Annotated in this window: 19 protein-coding genes; 11 read left to right on the top strand and 8 right to left on the bottom strand. The window is 60.8% G+C overall.

Annotated features, from left to right (window positions below; genetic code table 11):
* Positions 1–60: 60 nt before the first annotated feature.
* The 6 genes from ASB58_RS05630 to fabB all read left to right on the top strand — a co-directional run bounded on the left by ASB58_RS05630 (position 61) and on the right by fabB (position 9,122).
* Positions 61–2,256 (top strand): TonB-dependent receptor plug domain-containing protein, encoded by a 2,196-nt coding sequence (locus tag ASB58_RS05630; protein WP_118129622.1) that lies wholly within the window; start codon positions 61–63, stop codon positions 2,254–2,256.
* An 80-nt stretch (positions 2,257–2,336) separates the two neighbouring features.
* The gene (locus tag ASB58_RS05625; protein WP_118129621.1) at positions 2,337–3,224 is read left to right on the top strand and encodes an ABC transporter substrate-binding protein; all 888 of its coding nucleotides are present in this window, start codon (positions 2,337–2,339) and stop codon (positions 3,222–3,224) included.
* Positions 3,221–5,137, top strand: a complete 1,917-nt coding sequence (locus tag ASB58_RS05620; RefSeq protein WP_118129620.1) for an ATP-binding protein — start codon at positions 3,221–3,223, stop codon at positions 5,135–5,137. The genes ASB58_RS05625 and ASB58_RS05620 overlap by 4 nt, the downstream gene beginning before the upstream one ends.
* A gap of 316 nt (positions 5,138–5,453) precedes the next feature.
* Complete coding sequence (locus tag ASB58_RS05615) at positions 5,454–7,013, top strand: class I adenylate-forming enzyme family protein (RefSeq protein WP_118129619.1); 1,560 nt, start codon at positions 5,454–5,456, stop codon at positions 7,011–7,013.
* Positions 7,014–7,380: 367 nt separating this feature from the next.
* Entirely contained in the window at positions 7,381–7,896 is a 516-nt protein-coding gene (fabA, locus tag ASB58_RS05610; protein ID WP_096004775.1) for a 3-hydroxyacyl-[acyl-carrier-protein] dehydratase FabA, read from the top strand.
* A gap of 11 nt (positions 7,897–7,907) precedes the next feature.
* Positions 7,908–9,122 (top strand): beta-ketoacyl-ACP synthase I, encoded by a 1,215-nt coding sequence (gene fabB, locus ASB58_RS05605; protein WP_096004774.1) that lies wholly within the window; start codon positions 7,908–7,910, stop codon positions 9,120–9,122.
* A gap of 97 nt (positions 9,123–9,219) precedes the next feature.
* Here fabB and ASB58_RS05600 read toward each other — a convergent pair whose 3' ends face one another.
* The 5 genes from ASB58_RS05600 to ASB58_RS05580 all read right to left on the bottom strand — a co-directional run bounded on the left by ASB58_RS05600 (position 9,220) and on the right by ASB58_RS05580 (position 12,387).
* On the bottom strand, positions 9,220–10,401 hold the full coding sequence (locus ASB58_RS05600) for a multidrug effflux MFS transporter (RefSeq protein WP_118129618.1): 1,182 nt from the start codon (positions 10,399–10,401) through the stop codon (positions 9,220–9,222).
* 254 nt (positions 10,402–10,655) lie between these two features.
* Positions 10,656–10,847, bottom strand: a complete 192-nt coding sequence (locus ASB58_RS05595) for a CsbD family protein (protein WP_096004772.1) — start codon at positions 10,845–10,847, stop codon at positions 10,656–10,658.
* A 54-nt stretch (positions 10,848–10,901) separates the two neighbouring features.
* Positions 10,902–11,135, bottom strand: a complete 234-nt coding sequence (locus ASB58_RS05590) for a DUF2789 domain-containing protein (RefSeq protein ID WP_096004771.1) — start codon at positions 11,133–11,135, stop codon at positions 10,902–10,904.
* An 81-nt stretch (positions 11,136–11,216) separates the two neighbouring features.
* On the bottom strand, positions 11,217–11,459 hold the full coding sequence (locus tag ASB58_RS05585; RefSeq protein ID WP_096004770.1) for a hypothetical protein: 243 nt from the start codon (positions 11,457–11,459) through the stop codon (positions 11,217–11,219).
* A gap of 22 nt (positions 11,460–11,481) precedes the next feature.
* A complete protein-coding gene (locus ASB58_RS05580; RefSeq protein WP_118129617.1) occupies positions 11,482–12,387 on the bottom strand; it encodes a DMT family transporter in 906 nt (301 codons plus the stop codon).
* 189 nt (positions 12,388–12,576) lie between these two features.
* Between ASB58_RS05580 and ASB58_RS05575 the strand changes: the two genes are divergently transcribed.
* Positions 12,577–13,455: an AraC family transcriptional regulator gene (locus tag ASB58_RS05575; RefSeq protein ID WP_118130005.1), complete on the top strand. Its 879-nt coding sequence runs from the start codon at positions 12,577–12,579 to the stop codon at positions 13,453–13,455.
* On the opposite strand, the gene ASB58_RS05570 is transcribed toward ASB58_RS05575, so the two are convergent.
* From ASB58_RS05570 to ASB58_RS05560, 3 genes are all read right to left on the bottom strand, one after another.
* Positions 13,448–14,083: a LysE family transporter gene (locus ASB58_RS05570; RefSeq protein WP_096004768.1), complete on the bottom strand. Its 636-nt coding sequence runs from the start codon at positions 14,081–14,083 to the stop codon at positions 13,448–13,450. The two genes, ASB58_RS05575 and ASB58_RS05570, sit on opposite strands and share 8 nt — an antisense overlap.
* A gap of 76 nt (positions 14,084–14,159) precedes the next feature.
* The gene (locus ASB58_RS05565; protein ID WP_096004767.1) at positions 14,160–14,471 is read right to left on the bottom strand and encodes a ribbon-helix-helix domain-containing protein; all 312 of its coding nucleotides are present in this window, start codon (positions 14,469–14,471) and stop codon (positions 14,160–14,162) included.
* Between the two features lie 53 nt (positions 14,472–14,524).
* Positions 14,525–15,106: a DJ-1/PfpI family protein gene (locus tag ASB58_RS05560; protein WP_096004766.1), complete on the bottom strand. Its 582-nt coding sequence runs from the start codon at positions 15,104–15,106 to the stop codon at positions 14,525–14,527.
* A 363-nt stretch (positions 15,107–15,469) separates the two neighbouring features.
* On the opposite strand from ASB58_RS05560, the gene tssA reads away from it, so the two are divergent.
* From tssA to tssE, 4 genes are read left to right on the top strand one after another with little or no spacing between them, the layout of a single operon-like run.
* A complete protein-coding gene (tssA, locus tag ASB58_RS05555) occupies positions 15,470–16,942 on the top strand; it encodes a type VI secretion system protein TssA (protein ID WP_118129616.1) in 1,473 nt (490 codons plus the stop codon).
* Positions 16,942–17,439, top strand: a complete 498-nt coding sequence (gene tssB, locus ASB58_RS05550) for a type VI secretion system contractile sheath small subunit (RefSeq protein WP_118129615.1) — start codon at positions 16,942–16,944, stop codon at positions 17,437–17,439. Before tssA ends, tssB begins: the two co-directional genes overlap by 1 nt.
* A 12-nt stretch (positions 17,440–17,451) precedes the next feature.
* A complete protein-coding gene (gene tssC, locus ASB58_RS05545) occupies positions 17,452–18,927 on the top strand; it encodes a type VI secretion system contractile sheath large subunit (protein ID WP_118129614.1) in 1,476 nt (491 codons plus the stop codon).
* Positions 18,927–19,355, top strand: a complete 429-nt coding sequence (tssE, locus tag ASB58_RS05540) for a type VI secretion system baseplate subunit TssE (protein ID WP_118129613.1) — start codon at positions 18,927–18,929, stop codon at positions 19,353–19,355. The genes tssC and tssE overlap by 1 nt, the downstream gene beginning before the upstream one ends.
* Positions 19,356–19,357 lie beyond the last annotated feature (2 nt).

Genomic DNA, 19,357 nt, shown 5'->3' with positions numbered 1-19,357 from the left:
AAACCTGCTCGGCTGGTTAATATGGGCGCATTCGTATAAAAGAATCCAAGTGCCATCACTATGCTCAAGCCGCGCCTCGCCGCTACCGCCGTCCTGTTGTGCTGCAGCGCCCCTCTCAGCGCCCAGTCCCTGAACGACCCATTACTCGACGACTTGCAGCTGCCCACCGTACTCAGCGCCACCCGCTTGAAGCAAAGCCCGGCAGAAGTGCCTGGCAGCATGACGGTGATCGACCGGCAGCTGATTCGTGCTTCAGGGGCCCGGGATATCCCGGAATTGATGCGCCTAGTGCCCGGCATGATGGTGGGCTATCGCTCCGGCAACCAGATGAACGTGAACCTGCATGGCACCAACATCAGCGAAGCCAGACGCATGCAGGTGCTGGTAGATGGCCGTTCCGTCTACAGACCAGGCTTTGCCACTGTCGAGTGGTCAGCCATTCCGCTAGCCATTGAGGACATAGAACACATTGAAGTGTTTCGCGGCCCAAACACCGCTGCGTACGGAGCAAACGCGCTGATGGGGGTGATCAACATCGTCTCGCGCCACCCTCGCGACTATTCGGGTACAACGCTCAAGTACACGGCGGGCAAGCGCGGCGTGAGAGACTGGTATGGCAGTCAGCATTTCAGTCTCGTCGACAGTGACTGGCGCTTAAGTCTGTCGGGCGCAGCCGATGATGGCTTCGACTTGCTGGAGCCGGGGGTGGATTACCGCGACAGCCGCCGTTTGGAACGCATCAACCTGAGCGGTGCCTTCACAATCAACAGCCAACAAACGCTGGAGCTGCAGCTTGCCGCCAGCCAGGCTCGCCAGCAGTACTATTACGATTACGAGCCTTTTTTAAAGCCATTGCGCCCCAGCCGGGACACCTTGGGTGCTTATGATTACGCCGTCGCAGCCCACCAGCCTGACTCAGACAGTGAAATCAGCGATTACTCCATCCAGGGGTTATGGAAAAACGACATCAACCCAAACCACAGTCTGCAGGTGTTGGCCTATGCTCAGCAGATGAACCGCGAGCAAGCATGGCGAGCATGCGACAGCCCTGTTGTATTCATCGACGAGTTGAAACAACTCTATGCCCTCAACCCCACCGCCGCGCGCCGAGTGAGCCGTTTTCTGGAATATGCAGACGCTGCCTATGATATGCGCACTGCCATGCAAATCAGCCTAGCAGACGAGTACACCCCTCAGCTTGGCGACCTTGGCGAGGCAATCAAACAGGCGCGCAGCACCTACCGAAACAGCGCACCGGTATGCTGGGATATAGATCACAACCTTGAGGAGAGCCGGATTCATCTGGAGGTCCAGGACACCCTGCGGCTAAACGACCAGTTGCGCCTGATGAGCGGTCTCAGCTATCGCTATGACCGAGCCACCTCAGAGACACTGTTCGCCGGCACGGTCGACAATTACATCCTGCAGGGCTTTGCCAATATCGAGTACCGCCCTCATGACCGCTGGCTATTTCAGTTCGGGGGCATGCTCGAGGACGACCAACTCATAGGTACGTCGTTTTCTCCGCGTATTGCCGGGCACTTCTTCATCAATCCTCTGCACAGCGTGCGCGCAGTTTACTCCGAAGCAGTGCGCTCCCCTGACATGTACGAGAACAACGCCCACTGGACCTATCCCATAAAAAACGCCAGCGGCCCGATACCCCCGAATCCGGTCTATTACGCAACAGGCATCGGCCCAGGCGATCTTGAACAAGAGCGCATGCGTGCAGTTGAGTTGGGCTACCACGGGAACTTTCATCGCCAGGGCCTGGCGCTGGACCTGCGTCTGTTCCACGAGCGCATCGACAACATGAATAGCGAGCCGCTTAAGATCACCGACTTTTACCCCAACAATGACTCTCGGGTAGAGTTTCGCGGCGCAGAAGCGGAAATAGACTGGCGGCTCGGTTACGCCGACCGACTGAGACTGACCTATGCTCATATTGTCTTTGATGCCAGCAACAATCTGGACCAGCGCCTTACACCTCGACACTCCGGAAGTGCCGGCTGGATTCACGAGTGGCCAGCAGGCTTTACCAGCAGCCTTTTCTACTACGGAGCTGATGAGCTGAACGAACGCCGGTTTGAGCGTGCCGACCTGCGGCTGGAAAAACGCTTCGAGTTGTCGGCCAACTCGGCATTGAGTCTTGCCCTGACCTGGCAACAAAGGCTGGATGATGAAGCCCTAACCTGGGATGAGAACCTCTATGACAGCCAGAGCCAATACTATCTGAGCGCAGAACTCTCGTTCTGAGCCCGATGCGCTTACCACCTAGCAGCGAATGGACAAGGAATGTCTGACCTACCCATGACCCAAAGTAGGCATTGGCTTTAATGAAAGCCCTGCGTCTATTGCTTGCCTGCCTGATCCTGGTGCTGACCATCCAGCCAGCTCGGGCCGCCCAGGCACTGGTCGTGCTACCGACACAAAGCAGCCTCACAACCGCCTTTGTCAGCGAGCTGCAGGCCGCGCTGGGCACCCCCGTGGAGGTGATAACCACTGCCACCGCAACTCTGCCACCCGAGGCGCGCTACCAGTACATCATCACCATGGGTCAGGACGCATTGGACTGGCGCCTTCGCCAGCGTGCGCAAAGCCGCACCCTGGCGACCTATATTACATCGGAATACTGGCATCCCCGCAGTCAGACGGCTCCTCCCTGGCTATCTGCGCTCTACGCTGACCCAGAACCCGCACGACAGCTACAGCTCAGCCGCCTATTGGCACCTCGTCTCGACCGCGCAGGCATACTGCTCAGCCGGGACAGTCGCTGGCAACGAGCGCGCTGGCAAGCGGCGGCCGACCAGCAAGGCATCACGCTCACCATCGCCGAAGTGGACGGCCCGGATGACCTGTCTCGACAGCTGTTGGGCCTGCTTGGTCGAAGCGACATCCTGCTCGGCACCGACGACAGCAGCATCTACAACGCCGACAATCTGAAAACCATCCTGCTGACCAGTTATTCGCGCAACAAGGTACTGATCGGCCCCAGTGCACCCTTTATCGACGCTGGCAGCCTAAGTACCACCTACAGCAGTCCCCAGGACATGGCGCGCAGCGTCGCCTACCTGCTTGAACAGGGGCTGCCCCCCCAAACCACATCCTACCCCCGCTATTTTTCCGTGCTGAGCAACGCCCAGGTCGCCCGTTCCCTGGGTATCCCGCTGCCAGACGACGCCACCCTCGCCCGCCGCCTGGCCGAGCTGGAGCAAGAGCCATGAATTTTCTGCAACGCGGCACCATATACAGCCGCCTGATTCTAATCGCCACACTGCCGGCCCTGCTGATGGGCGTCGTGGGTTTCACCTTTTTCACCACCGCCCGTCTGGACGATGTGAATCGAGAGCTGCAGGTCACCGGTCAACTGATTGCCGACCAGCTTGCGCCAGCCGCCGAGTACGGCGTCATCAGTGGCAACCTGCGCACCCTGGAAAGCCTGGTCAAGGGCGCCCTCAACGTGCCGCACGTCCGCTATGTCGAGGTCTACGACCGCACCGGGCGAGCGCTGCTGCACCTGGGACAAGCGGATCAGGTTGAGCGCCAGGGCATGCAGGTGTTCGTTGCCGACATCCTGCGCGAACGTATCCCGCTGCAGAACGATCTGTTCCTTCTGGACGCACCCAGCGCCGGAGACAGCGACCAGCAACGCTATCTGGGTCAGGTGCATGTGGGCTTGAGCAGCACCGCCTTCATCGAGCGCCAGCAGAGCATCCTGCTGAAGACGCTCGCGCTGGCAGCACTGGTGCTGGTGGCAACGTTATTTCTTGCCATCCGTCTGGCCAAGGCCCTGGCTGATCCGATGGAACGCATGGGGCACGCCGTTGCGCGCCTGCAGCAAGGGGAGCTGGATACCCGCCTGGAAGTCAACGACGAGCATGAAATCGGCCACTTGATGCACAACATCAACAGCCTGGCCGAGACCCTGGAGCGCGCAGAAACGCAGCAGCAACGCGCTATGCAGGAGCTGATCAGCGCCCGTGAAGAAGCCGAGTCCGCCAACCGCGCAAAATCGGAGTTCCTGGCCATGATGAGCCACGAACTGCGCACGCCCATGAACGGCGTGCTCGGCATGCTGCAGCTGCTCGAAACCACCGATCTCAACAGTGAGCAGAGCGAATACGTGCACATCGCGGGCGAGTCTACCGACCACCTGCTGAAGGTCATCAACGACATCCTCGACTTCTCGCGCATTGAGCGCGGCGCGCTGGAGCTCGAGCACATCCCTTTCAACCTGCCGCAGCTGATCCAATCGTCGGTCAATGTGTTCGAACACACCGCGCGCCAAAAGAAACTGCAACTGATCACCAAACTGGAAGGCAACGACAGCCACGCCGAGGTGGTGGGCGACCCGACCCGGATCCGGCAAATACTGGTGAACCTGGTCGGCAACGCGATGAAGTTCACCGAACAGGGGTCCATTGCCGTGCATGCGAGCTGGCAGCTGACTGGCACCGACGCCCTATGGTTACGCTGCGCAGTAGCCGATACCGGTATCGGCATCGCACCGGAGCGCCTTGAACGCATGTTCGATGCCTTCCAGCAAGCCGACAGCAGTACATCCAGGCGCTTTGGCGGTACCGGGCTGGGCCTGTCCATCGCCCGTACCTTTGCCGAGAAGATGGGCGGCAAGCTGGTCGCGGAAAGCCACGAAAGCCGGGGCTCAGTATTTACCTTCGAGATACCGCTGGCGTTGCGCGAGAAGCCTTTGGGCAAGCCCAGCGAAACACCGGCTCACGCACATCAGGGCAGTGACCGCCCGGTGCTGCTGGTCGAGGATAACCCGGTCAATCAGATGGTGATTGAAGGCATGCTCAATACGGCGGACATTCGCGTGGTCGCGGTTGCCAGCGGCGAGGATGCGCTACGCCATCTTGCCGACCGGTCGGCGGCCTATGCCGCCGTGCTGATGGACATCCAGCTGCCCGACATTGACGGCCTCGAGGTCTGGCGCCGCTACAACGAGCACTGCACCGAGAACCAGCTCAAACCGCTCCCCTGCATCGCCCTGACGGCCAGCGCCTTTGACGTCGATCGGCGCGATTGCGAAGCAGCAGGCATGCAGGACTTTCTCAGCAAGCCGGTCAACCGCCAGGCGCTGCTGCAGGCGCTCAGCCCCTGGACGGCCGCGCAGTAGCACAGCCCAGCTGACCGGTCAGAGCACGCCGGCGTCACAGCCTAACGTCCGTACAGATCAGGCGGACAGCTAGCTGTGTCGCGCTGCCCGCCAAGAAAACCATGAGTCATGGCAGAAAGCATCTGCACACTTGAGCGCTCGCAGACCTCATGCGGAGTCGATCAGTAATTCCTTAACATTTCCCCAACAAATTAAGGCCCTGCGACGCTGGATTCAGTGTCCTCAAACCGAGACACTAGGTCGCTTAAAAAAGGCTGTATCAGCTCGGCGCAGACAGCCTGCTCCCACAACCCCAATAATTTTGAGCATCCAGACCATGTCGACCATCACGCTAGAATCGCCCTTTTCTACTCTTCCTGTACTGATCGCCCAGCACGCCATTGACCGCGCAGAGCACCCGGCTCTGATCGAAGACGATCAACAGATGACCTACCGACAGCTGGATGCCGAAGCAAACCGTGTTGCCGCCGCCCTGCAGCGTGACGGCCTGAAAGCCGGCGACGCCATCGCCATCTGTGGCAGCAACTCGATCAACTATGCCGTGCTCTTCGTCGGTGCACTGCGCGCCGGCCTGACCGTCGCTCCGCTGGCCCCCTCTTCCAGCCCGGAAAGTCTGCTCGGCATGCTCGCCGACTCCGCCTCCAAACTGTTCTTCGTCGACGCCAGCGTCAACAAGGCCATCGCCGGTGTCCGTGACCGCCTGAGCATGCCGCTGCTGACACTGGACAACAGCGGCAGCGAGCGTCACTTCAATGACTGGCTGGCGGAAGAGGGTGCGCAGCCTGTTGCGGTAGAGATCACCCCGGAGATGACGTTCAACGTCATCTACTCATCCGGCACCACTGGCGAGCCCAAGGGCATCGTGCAGTCCCACGGCATGCGCTGGTCGCACATCCAGCGCGGCCTGACCATGGGTTATGGTCCGGAATGCCGCACCCTCATGTCGACGCCGCTTTATTCCAACACCACGCTGGTGTCCTTTCTGCCCACCATCGGGCTGGGCGGAACCGTAGTGATCATGGCCAAGTTTGACGCCGAGCGTTACCTGAAGCTGGCGGAAGAGCACCGCATTACCCACACCATGCTGGTGCCCGTGCAGTACCAGCGCATCATGGCTCGCCCTGACTTCGACAGCTACGATCTGAGTAGCTACATGATGAAGTTCAGCACCAGCGCACCCTTCCACGCCGAGCTTAAAGCCGACGTCATCAAGCGCTGGCCGGGCGGGCTGGTCGAGTTCTACGGCATGACCGAGGGCGGCGGCTCCTGCGCGCTGGCAGCACACACCTACCCGGACAAGCTGCACACCGTTGGTCTGCCGATGGAAAACCATGACATGCGGGTGATCGATGAAAATGGCGTGGAGCTGCCGCGTGGCGAGATCGGCGAAGTCGTCGGTCATTCACCGGCGATGATGGCCGGCTATCTGAACAAACCGGAGAAAACAGCTGAAGCCGAGTGGTTTGACAGCACAGGCAAGCGTTTCATCCGCACCGGTGACGTCGGCCGCTTCGACGAAGAGGGCTTTCTGACCCTGATGGATCGCCGCAAGGATATGATCATCAGCGGCGGCTTCAACGTCTACCCAAGCGACCTGGAAGCGGAACTGCGCAAGCATCCGGACTTGCAGGACGTCACCGTGGTCGGTGTCGCCTCTACCAGCTGGGGAGAAACCCCGGTGGCCTATGTCGTGCCCTTTGCAGGCCGCGGTGTGGATGCCGAGCAAGTGCTGGGCTGGTTCAATGAGCGCGTCGGCAAGATCCAGCGCCTGAACCGCGTGATCATTACCGATGAGCTGCCACGCAGCGCCATCGGCAAGGTCCTCAAGCGCGAGCTGCGTGATCAGTTCCAGACCGAGTTCGGCGTACTCGCCTGATACCAGGCTTGATAACCAGCCTCCCCCCTTCTCTCCCACGCGCGGCGCCGAGGCGAAGAACCTTTGTCCTCGGCGGCCTTCGCGCGTATCCTCAACGCCTCGGATCCGATGTTGTGACTTTCTCGAAAAACGCGAAGTCAGAGCATAGGTCCACGTTGCCAGACCATTTGGTTACCGTCAGTTGGTAACCGAAAGTGCGGTACAACCTGAGGCGCATGCATCTGACTTGACCCAGGTCAGCCCGGTGCAGCAGTCAATCAGGGCAGGCTCGACTATCATGGACAGCCATGCGCCCTTTCGGATACTTGCTGACACAGAACAAGCCGAATCAACAGCCCCCGTAAACGGGGATGAGCAGGAGCCACTAATGACACAACAGAATGCGTACACCCGGGAAGAGCTGCTCAAATGCAGCCGTGGCGAGATGTTTGGCCCCGGAAACGCACAACTTCCAGCCCCCAACATGCTGATGATCGACCGCATCACCCACATCAGCGACACCGGTGGCAAGTACGGCAAGGGCGAAATCGTCGCCGAGCTGGACATCAATCCAGACCTCTGGTTCTTCGCCTGCCACTTTGAAGGCGATCCGGTCATGCCCGGCTGCCTGGGTCTGGATGCCATGTGGCAGCTGGTTGGTTTCCACCTCGGCTGGCTCGGCTATCAAGGCCGTGGCCGCGCGCTGGGCTCCGGTGAGGTCAAGTTCTTCGGCCAGGTCCTACCGACCGCCAAGAAAGTCACCTACACCATCCACATCAAACGCACCATGAATCGCGCACTGACCCTCGGTATTGCCGACGGCAGCGTGGCCGTCGATGGTCGCGAGATCTACAGCGCCGAAGGCCTGCGCGTAGGTCTGTTCACTTCTACCGATAGCTTCTGAGGATCTTCACTATGCGTCGCGTCGTGATTACCGGCATGGGCATTGTTTCCTGCCTGGGCCAGGACCTGGACTCCGTTTCTGCCAGCCTGAAAGAAGGCAAATCCGGCATCCGTTTCAATCCCTCGTACGCCGAAATGGGTCTGCGTAGCCACGTTTCCGGCTCCGTAGACATCGACCTCGAAGCCGCCATTGATCGCAAGGTCAAGCGCTTCATGGGTGATGCGGCTGCCTATGCCTATCTGTCCATGCAGCAGGCCATCGCCGATGCAGGCCTGGGCGAAGACCAGGTCAGCAACGTGCGCACCGGTCTGGTCGCTGGCAGCGGTGGCGCTTCCACGCTGAACCAGATGGAAGCCATCGATATTCTGCGCGAGAAAGGCGTCAAGAAGATCGGGCCGTACCGCGTACCGCGCACCATGGGCAGCACCGTATCTGCCTGCCTGGCAACGCCGTTCAAGATCAAGGGCGTCAACTACTCCATCTCCTCTGCCTGTGCCACCAGCGCACACTGCATCGGCCACGCTGCCGAACTGATCCAGCTGGGCAAGCAGGACATCGTCTTTGCTGGCGGTGGCGAGGAAGAGCACTGGTCCCAGACCATGCTGTTCGATGCGATGGGCGCCTTGTCGACTCAGAACAACGAGAACCCGACCAAAGCCTCCCGCGCCTACGATGCCAACCGTGACGGTTTCGTCATCGCGGGTGGTGGCGGCATGGTCGTTGTCGAAGAGCTGGAACACGCGCTGGCTCGCGGCGCCAAGATCTACGCTGAAGTAGTTGGCTACGGTGCCACCTCGGACGGCTACGACATGGTCGCGCCGAGCGGTGAAGGCGCGGTACGCTGCATGCAGCAGGCGCTGGCGACCGTTGAGGGCACCATCGAGTACCTGAACACCCATGGCACCTCGACGCCGGTTGGCGACGTTGCCGAGCTGAAGGCGATCCGCGAGGTATTTGGCGACAAGGCACCGAAGATCAGCTCCACCAAGAGCCTCTCTGGTCACTCGCTGGGCGCGGCCGGTGTACAGGAAGCCATCTACTGCATGCTGATGCTGCGTGACAACTTCCTGACCGCCTCGGCCAATATCGACGAGCTGGACGAAAACGCCGGTGATCTGCCGATTCTGCGTGAACGTCTCGACCAGGCGGTTGATCTGATCATGTCCAACAGCTTCGGTTTCGGTGGTACCAACGCCACCCTGATCCTCAAGCGCTGGGCAGCCTGATCTGAGCTAACCCGCAATACCGACAAGGCCGCAGCATATGCTGCGGCCTTGTCGTTTGTGGCGTCGATAACCGACTTGTCTAACACCTATCTAACACCTACCCCGCTAGCCGGACATCCGCGCGCCGTGCCAGTGCCGCCATGAGGACAGTCAACAGGCCACAGCTGGCCATCACCCCTGCCATAGGCACTGCGGTATCGTCGTGTAACACGCCGACCGCCGCTGAGGTGACCCCCGCAATGGCAAACTGCATCGTGCCCATCAGCGCGGATGCAATCCCCGCCTGGTGACCGTGGCCAGCCAACGCGCAGGCAGAGGCGTTAGGCAACACCTGGGAAATGATCGCTACGCTCAGTACGAGCGGAGGAAGGAACAGCCACAGACTCTCCACCTGCAGCCAGGCAACCAGCAGCAACGAGCCCGTCGAGAGCATGTAGACCAGCGTGGTCCCTCGAATCAGTGCCAGCTGACTCCAGCGCCGCAGCAGGCGGGAGTTGAGCTGGGCGGACAGGATAAAGCAGGCGGCAATACCGCCGAACAGCCAGGCATAACGCTCTACCGGTACCTGATACAGCTCCAGGAAAACGTAGGGGGAGCCTGAGATATAGGCAAACATGCCCGCCATCGCCACCCCGCCCGTCAGCGCATGAAACATAAACAGCGGCTCGCGCAGCAACTGCGTGTACCGGCCAAAGGCACTGCGCAGAGGCGGCACTGCCATGTGTACCGGCAGCGTCTCAGGCAGGAAGAAGTAGACCGCCAGTGCAAACAGCGCAGCAAATACCGCCAGAAACCAGAAGATGCTCGCCCAGCCAGCCAGGCCCAGCAAGGCCGTACCGGCCAGCGGCGCCAGTATCGGGGCCACGCCCATGACCAGCATCAACTGGGAAAACGCCTTGGCCGCATCAATCGGCTCACACAGATCCCGCACCACCGCGCGGTTGACCACCATGCCCGCGCAACCGCCCAGCGCCTGAGCAAAACGCGCTATCAGCAGCCACTCCAGCGAGGGCGCCAAGGCACAGGCAACCGAGGCCAGACAAAACAGTCCGATGCCAAACAACAGCGGCTTGCGGCGGCCAAACCGGTCAGCCAGCGGGCCGTACACCAGCTGCCCGCTGGCCAGGCCAATGAAATAAACCGACAGGCTTAGCTGTACCTGCTCGCTGCTGGCACCCAGCGCCGAGCCGATGGCTGGAAACGCAGGCAGATACATGTCGATGGACAGAGGACCAAAGGCGCTGAGACCGCCCAGAATGAGCAGAATGTAGAGGGGCATTAGGCAGAGTTCCGTAATAACTGCAGCCGCAGCGAGCAGAGCGTATGAGGCTCATGCGGCGCGGTTGCTGCACGAAGGTCCAGTCGGACGCAACGCAAGACGATACACGCTCGACAGAAAGGGGTTCTGATCGGGTGCACAATAAGCTTAGCAGGCGAAAGACCAACATGATGCCAGAAACCGGCGCTTGTGTCCCGGTCCGCCACAAACAACAACGCCCGGGTCGAGCCCGGGCGCTGGTTGAGGGAGAAAAATCAGCTGCGGTCGATCACATCCTTCAGTTTTTCTTTGGTCTTGCCTTTCAGCGATTCGGCCTTGCCCTTGAGGTTCTGCAGCTCGCCTTCGCCCTGCAGCTCTTCGTCATCAAGCGCACGGCCGGTTTCACGCTTGGCCTTGCCGGCGGTTTCGTCGTACTTGCCTTTCAGCTTGTCAGTTGTACTGGTCATGACAGATCCTCGCTCTATTGAAAAAAGGGGTTACTTGTCACAGGTTCGACATTATTACTGCTCGTGCAGGCGCGCGTTCAGCTCATCGACCAGAGGGGCCCATTCAGCGTCCTCGCGCATCTCTTCACGCAAGAAGGCGGCCTGGGATTCATTCCAGAACGGCGCATCGATCAATTTGGTGTCGTGGGCCAGCGAATGGCTGGCGAAAAAGGCGTCCATACTGGCCTGGTCTGCCGGCAGGCCCAGTTGCTCAAACAGGGTGCTCAGATCTTTGTTGTGCAGCTCCATCGTGACTCTCCTTGCTCGACAGTTGAAAAAGGTGTCGTATCAAAACAGAGTGCAACCGCCCCGCCTGAGTTCCACATTTATTTATCGCGGTTCGCGGTCATAGCGCTCAGCGGCATCTTGCAGCCACGCCTCCAGTGCCTTGCGCGGCACCTTTTGCTGCTGCGCCTGTTGCAGGCACGCCAGCATGTAATCGCGTTTGCCGGCGTCTCCCCCGGCCATCGACAATGCCAGGTCGCGATCCGTCCAGCGCCGAATGCGACGATACAACCACCAGTGAAAATACAAGCCGCTTAAGCTCACCGCGGCGATGATGAAATAGTCCATAGCCCCTCCTCTGCTCCGCAGACTATACCCGCTCAACCTGCACCGGCGGCGTGGCAGAGGGTCGCGGGCGATGGAACAGCAGCAGGTTGCCGCCGATGATCAAGAGCAGACCGACCACGGCCATGCCGCTCCAGCGATAGCCCTCAAACAGCGTTGACATGCCCAGCGCAATCAGCGGAAACAGCACCGTCGCATAGGCCGCCGGCCCGGCACCGATACGTCCTACCAGGGCGAAGTAAACGGCAAACCCGACAACCGATCCGACCACCGCCAGATACACCAGCGAGCCCAGGTAGGCGGGAGTCCACAGCAGTGCGAAGGCATCGCCGCGCAACCATGCCAGCAGCAGCATGGCCAAGGCGCCGTAGCCCATCGCGTAAGCGTTGGTCGACAGCAAATCCAGCTGCCGAGCCTGGTGCCGGACACTGATCATGTTGCCAAGGGAGAAGCCATAGGTCCCCAGCAGACTCAAACCGATCCCCATCAGCGTTTCGCGGCTCAGGTCGGCAGCGCTCAGGTCATGCCAGAACAGGCAGACTATTCCGATCAGCCCGAGCACGTTGGCACGTATCAGCCGGCTCTCCAGACGCTGGCCAAAGAAGATCACCCCGTTGATGGCATTGAACAGCGTTGCCATCGAAAACAACACCGCCTCCAAACCGCTGTTGATATAGGCGTTGGCACTGTAAAAGCAGTAGAAATTGAAGCTGAAGACGCACAGGCCCTGCAGCAGGCAAAACAGATGATCACGCGGCCCGATGCGACGCAGGCGGCGGCTGAGCAACAGGACCGCCAGCAATAGCAGGCTCGCCAGGGCAAATCGATAAAAGACCGACACCGCCGAGGGCACAGGACCGGACTGCATCGCGATGGCAATCCAGGTAGTCCCCCAAATCAGTACAGTGGCCGCATACAGCGTAGCGTTCATTTCCCATCCTCAAACAGATCAGCACATGCAAAGATGCAGTATTCCCCGAGCTGATCGCGGACGCTTGCACGGGCTTGCGCCCACTTGCAGATTGCTGCGTTTTTTTTGCTCGACGTACGGGCGATCTCTTGGCGCCTGAGGCTGACAGGCATACCATGCATGCTGGGCAACAGCATGACGGGTGAGGCAATGACAGACGACAGGTTTGCGGTTTTCGATAGCCTGCGCCAACACAACACCCGCTTGCTCGACAACGCGTACCTGGCGAACGGCACCGGCCTGGCAGCCTGGTATAACGAGCGGGACCTGATTGCCCTGGAGAATGCCGACCACCACACCCTCAGCCTGTACACCGCTGACGGTTACCAGTCCTACTTCAAGGCAGCCGATGGCTGGCACAACGGCGGCGGGCCAGATCGCCTGTGTCTGCTACCTCGACAGTACACCTCCACCTGGAACATTCGCGGGCCACTGTCGTTTGTCCATCTGTACTTCACCGATCAGCATCTGCGCCAACTGGCCGAGCAAACCTGGGATCGCAGCCCCTTCAACCTCAGCGTCGATGAGCGACTGTTCGCCGATGACCCGCAGATCGCCCTGCTTTACCGCCACTTTCTGCTGCGGGCCAACTGGCACGACACCAGCGACCAACTCACCCTCAGCAGCGCCAGCACCCTGCTCCTCAGCCACGTGCTGCGTCACTACACCCAGGTCAGCTGGCAACTGCCCGGCATCACCGGAGGCCTTGCGCCGCGACAGCGCCAGCACATTTGTGACTACATCGAGGCGCACCTGGACCAGCCCCTGCCGCTGAGTGAACTGGCCGCCCAGTGCCAGCTCAGCGACTACCACTTTGCTCGCATGTTCAAACGCAGCATCGGCCTCGCGCCTCACCAGTACGTGAGCCAGCGCCGCCTGGCACTGGCCCGGCAGTTACTCGGCAACCGCCACATCAGTCTGCAGGAAGTCGCCTTACGCTGTGGCTTCAGTTCAGCCAGCCACTTCAGTAACCGCTTCCGCCAGGCCATGGGCATCAGCCCTTCAGACTACCGCCGCAGCATCAGCTGACGCCGCGACGTACTAGCGTCAGAGCGCCAGCGGCGCCGGCAAACAGACTGGCAAAGGTGCGATTCAGTACCCGCTGCTGACGCGGTGAGCGCAATAGTCGCAGCAGCTTCGCCGCCAGGCCGGTGTAACCTGCCATGACAATCAGATCTACCGCGATCATGGTCGCCCCCATCACCAAGTACTGCGGCAGCAATGGCTGCTGTACAGCGAGAAACTGCGGCAGTACTGCCAGCATGAATACCACTGCCTTGGGGTTGCCGGCATTGACCAGCAGGCCGCGCAGCAGCAGGCTCCAAGGGCTGACGCCAGCTGCACCGCTCAGCGCCGCGCTGTCAGGCGCCTGCACCGGCGCCCGCCACTGGCGCAGTGCAAGATAAAGCAGATAGAGCACGCCAAACCATTTGATCAGGGTGAATGCCAGCGCCGAGGCAGCCAGCAGTGCACCAACACCTGCTGCCACCACCGTCACCTGCAATACCAACCCCAGCTGCAGGCCCAGCGCAGTCCAGTAGCCTCGGGCGAAACCGTAATTAAGCCCACTGGACATGGAGGCGATGGCGCCAGCGCCCGGAGACAGGCTGATGATCCAGCACGCGACGAAAAAAGCCAGCCAGGTATCAAGTGACATGACAGGTTCTGCCAGAAATGAAAACGGCATCCTAACAGGATGCCGTCTTGGGCCAACCGTACAGCTGGGCAGCAATTCAGCCTTGCGCTGTACTGCGCCCGACCAGTGCCAGGGGCACCACACGCGCTTCACGCTGGGCCAGGTATCGGGTACAGCTGACGCGCAGAAACGAAGCAAAGTTGACCACCTCCCCGCGCAGCTCCATCACCTCATCGTACAACTTGGTGATCAGCTGATTGGTAGTCATGCCATCGACCTCGGCGATCTCCTGCAGGATGTCCCAGAACTGATTCTCCAGGCGCAGCGTTGTGACCACACCGCGGATACGCAACGAGCGTGAGCGCGACTCGTAGAGAATCGGATCGGCCTTGACGTAGAGTTCACACATACTGCTCTCCTGCAGGCGTTAACAGCCCGGCAAATTCGGTTGGCTCAGTGCACCTACAGCTCGATGCGCGCGCCCAGCACGTTGACGAACGCCGCCAGCCAGCGCGGATGCGACGGCCAAGCAGGCGCTGTCACCAGGTTGCCCTGTACATGAACCTGATCGGCGGGAATATCGATATAGGTACCGCCCGCCATACGGACATCCGGGCCACATGCCGGATAAGCGCTGCATTCCCGGCCTTTCAGGATACCAGCAGCAGCGAGCAGTTGAGCACCATGGCACACCGCGGCGATAGGTTTGTCCGCAGCGGCAAAGCCCTGCACGATCTCAAGCACGCGCTCATTGAGGCGCAGATACTCCGGAGCGCGGCCACCCGGCACCACCAGCCCCACATAGTCCTCCACCTTCACGCTGGCGAAATCAGCGGTCAGGGCGAACAGGTGGCCAGGCTTTTCGGTGTAGGTCTGATCACCCTCAAAATCGTGAATGGCGGTTTTCACGGTATCCCCCGCCGCCTTGTCCGGGCACACCGCATCAACCTGATAACCGAGCATGGTCAGCGCCTGAAACGGCACCATCGTCTCGTAGTCTTCAGCAAAGTCACCAGCGAGCAGCAGAATTTTCTTGGTCGACACGTCGCATCCTCCATGCGTTTGGATAGAACCCAATCATGCGCCCGCACCCTCCCAAAGGGGTAACAGCGGAGTACTACACCCAATAAATGATGACTGGTGCACAGAATCCGCAGCCCTCCACAGACAGCTGCAAGCGCGATAAAGCGCTTCATAAAACCAACATAACGCTTTGTTTTAAATAAATAAAAACCAGAAAAACAACCAGCAGGACTCGATTAATTTACTCCCAGAGCGCTAACCAGCTCACATGCCCGACGTTTGCCAGCGGCATGCCGGGCTACCTAGCATGCGCCGCTCGACAGACAACGTCATGCATCAAGGGCGAACAGGACGTATCGCCAACCAGGAGACAGGAACGTCAACATGCTGCCATCACCCAGCCTCGAGCAACCAGCCAACAGCGATCTGCGCGCCAGCGAAGAGTTTCTGCTGCTGGAAAGCGAGATCGGCAAACTGGCATCCGTTCATGCTGACCAGACGCCCGACTGGCAGCAGGTGCAGCAGCTCACTGAGCAGTTGCTGCTCTTGGGTCACGACCTGCACGTCAGTTGCTGGCATAGCCTCAGCTGCCTGCACCTGCAGGGTTGCTCCGGGTTGGCGGCGGCACTGCAATCGCTTGTGAGGCTAGTCACCCATCACTGGGCAACCAGCCAACCACCGCGTCTGCGCGGGCGACTGGCCGCCCTCAGCTGGCTGCACGGCCGGCTTGTCGGCCACCCCCTGCTCGCATCCAGCGAAGAGCCCAGTCGCAGTCAGCTGCGCAGCAGTTTTGAGCAATTGGCCAACGCCCTGCAGGCAATCGACAGCGAGCAGCATGCGGGCTGGCAGCAATTGGCCCAACAGCTGGAAAGCGCCGCAACAGCGCAGCAAGAGCCTGCGCCAGCGCCGACCAGTGAAACAGCGCCGACCGCTAAATCGGCATCAGCCGTCGACCGCAGCGCCGTCACCAGCGAGCGCGAGGCGCTACAGCACCTGAAGCAGCTGCAGGATAGCGCCGCACCGCTAGTACAATGGTGGCTGGGCGACGGGGCCCGCGAGCACCACGCCATCAATCTGGCCCACACCTTGATACGCGCCAGCCTGTCCGCGCTGCCCAACCATGATGCGGAGCTCATCACCCAACTGCGCCCCCCGCCGTTGGAGCTAGTAAAGCGCTATACCGAGGCGCTGCACAGCGGCGACTCGCGCCAGCTCTTGCAGGACATCGAAAACAGCCTGCGCCGCGCGCCCTTCTGGCTGGACGGACACCATCTGGCCTGGCAGTGCTGCCAGGCCATCGGCGCCAGCGTCGCCGCCGAGCAGATACGACTGCACCTGCAGCAACTGCTGTGCGATCTGCCCGGGCTGGAGCACCTGCGGTTCAGCGACGGCACTCCCTTCGCTAGTCAGAGCACACGCCAATGGATCGCCAACACGCCCTCAGCTGTACCCGAGGCCACTGCACCAAGCGTCAGTGCCGGCCCGCTTGAAGTGCTGCAACGTGATGGCTTTGCGGCGGCCGCAGCCGAGCTGCAACGCCAGATAAAAAGCCAACCGGGCGAGCGTTCACGGGTGATTGCTCGGCTTGAGTTGGCGCGCCTGCAACTGCACAGCGGCCAGGCCGATCAGGCGCGCGCTCTGCTCGAATGCCTCCGCCAGCAGCTGCAAGCCAACCAGGCTCTGACGCTGTGGGAGCCCACGCTGCTGATCGACACCCTGCGCCTGTTGCAGCAAAGCAGTGCCAGCCAGCCCCGTGACAAAACCAGCCAGCAGGCGCTGCAACAGCAGTTGGCCTGGCTGGATATCGAACACACCCTCGATCAGGCCGCCCGGCCTGCCCTGCAAGGAGAGCCCTGATGGCCAAAGACAACAGTGTCGCCCCGCGTGAACGGGTCAACGTTACCTTCACGCCCAATACCGGCGACGTGCAGCAGGATGTCGAGCTGCCGCTCAAGCTGGTGGTACTCGGCGACTTCACCCAACGCCAGGACGAGCGCAGCATCGAGCAGCGCAAACCGATCACGGTAGACGCCAGCAACTTTGACGACGTGCTGGCCAAGCAGGAATTGTCGCTGGCATTCACCGTCCCCAATCGCCTGCAGGAGGAGGCCGACAGCGAAAACGATTTGCCGGTGCAGCTGGACATTCGCTCCCTGCGTGACTTCAACCCCGCCAGTCTCGTGCAGCAGGTTCCCGAGCTGCGGCAACTGATGGAGTTGCGCGAAGCCCTAGTCTCCCTCAAGGGGCCGCTGGGCAACACCCCCGCCTTTCGCCGCGCCATCGAAGCCCTGCTCAACGATGAACAAGCCCGCAGCCAGGTGTTGGCTGAGCTGGGGCTGGCCGACAACGCCTGACCGGAGACCGCCATGAGTACACACGCCGCCGCACAACGCAGCGCCAGCCACACCAGCGACAGCCTGCTGGATCGCGTCATCGCCGAAACCCACCTGCACCCCGAGGACGAGTCCTATGCCATCGCTCGACGGGGCGTCTCGGCCTTCATCAGCGAGCTGCTGAAACCTCACAACCAACGCGAGCCGGTAAAAAAAGCGCTGGTAGATCGCATGATCGCCGAAATCGACAGCAAACTCAGCCGGCAGATGGACAGCATTCTGCACCATCCCGATTTTCAGCAGCTGGAGTCCGCCTGGCGGGGCCTGAAATTGCTGGTCGAACGCACCGACTTCCGCGAGAACATTCGCCTGGAGCTGATCAACGCCTCCAAGCAAGACCTGCTAGATGACTTTGAAGACAGCCCGGAGCTGGTTCAATCCGGCCTGTACAAACATGTGTATACCGCCGAGTACGGCCAGTTTGGCGGGCAGCCGGTGGGTGCCATGATCGCCAATTACGAGTTCGGCCCCGGTACCCAGGACATCCGCCTGCTGCAGCAAGTGGCCGGGGTTGCCAGCATGGCCCACGCTCCCTTTATCGCTGCCGCTGGCGCCAGCTTTTTTGGGCTGGACAGCTACACCGGCCTGCCCGACCTGAAGGACCTCAAGGATCACTTCGACGGTCCGCAATTCGCAAAGTGGCAGGGCTTTCGCGACAGTGAGGATGCACGCTATGTCGGCCTGACCCTGCCGCGCTTTCTACTGCGCACGCCCTACGACCCCGAAGACAACCCAGTCCGCAGTTTCGCCTACCGCGAGTCGGTCAGCGACAGCCATGAGCACTACCTCTGGGGCAACACCGCCTTTACCTTCGCTACCCGCCTGACCGACAGCTTTGCGCGCTACCGCTGGTGCCCCAATATCATCGGCCCGCAGAGTGGCGGCGCGGTCGACGACCTGCCGCTGCACCACTTTGCCAGCATGGGCGAAATCGAAACCAAGATCCCCACCGAGGTGCTGGTATCCGATCGGCGCGAATACGAACTGGCAGACGCCGGATTTATCGCCCTGACCATGCGCAAGGGCAGCGACAACGCGGCGTTCTTCTCCGCCAACTCCACTCAGAAGGCTCGTTTTTTCGGCAACAGCGAAGAAGGCAAGAACGCCGAACTGAATTTTCGCCTGGGTACTCAACTGCCCTACCTGTTTATCGTCAACCGCCTGGCCCACTACCTGAAAGTGCTGCAACGCGAACAGATCGGCGCATGGAAGGAGCGCACCGATCTGGAGCTGGAGCTGAACAAGTGGATTCGCCAGTACGTGGCTGACCAGGATAACCCCAGCGCTGAGGTGCGCGGACGCCGCCCCTTGCGCGCCGCCGAAGTGCAGGTGCAGGACGTGGCCGGACAACCGGGCTGGTACCGAGTCAGCCTCAGCGTGCGCCCGCATTTCAAGTACATGGGCGCTGACTTTACCCTGTCGCTGGTCGGCAAACTGGATCGAGACTGATGGCGGCTCCGTACTACGGCACCCTGTTCGAGCGTCTGGGCGCAAGCGCCGAGGCGCGCGGACAACAGCCACGTGAGCTCAGTGTCAGCGCCTCTATCGCCAGCCACCTGGCGCGCATGCTCAGTGCACGGGCCGGCAGCGTCCAGATGCTACCGGACTATGGCCTGCCAGAGCTCAACGACATGCGCCTGTCGCTGCACGACACCCGCCAGCAGGCCCGCCTGGCTATAGAGCGCTTCATCAGCAGCTACGAACCCCGTCTGCAACAAGTGCGCGTGATCAGCAAAGGCAGCGGCACTGATCCCCTGCACCTGACATTCGATATCCAAGCAAAGTTGAATCTTGCCGACCTGCAACAGCCCGTCAGCTTTTGCGTCGAGCTGGACGGCCAGGGTCAGACTCGGGTCATGCATAGCGGGTCGTACTGAGC

Source organism: Pseudomonas abyssi (genome assembly GCF_003444685.1).
Classification (GTDB): domain Bacteria; phylum Pseudomonadota; class Gammaproteobacteria; order Pseudomonadales; family Pseudomonadaceae; genus Halopseudomonas; species Halopseudomonas abyssi.
The sequence above is the reverse complement of the archived record's forward strand: the minus strand, read 5'-3'. Positions and strand labels throughout refer to the sequence as shown.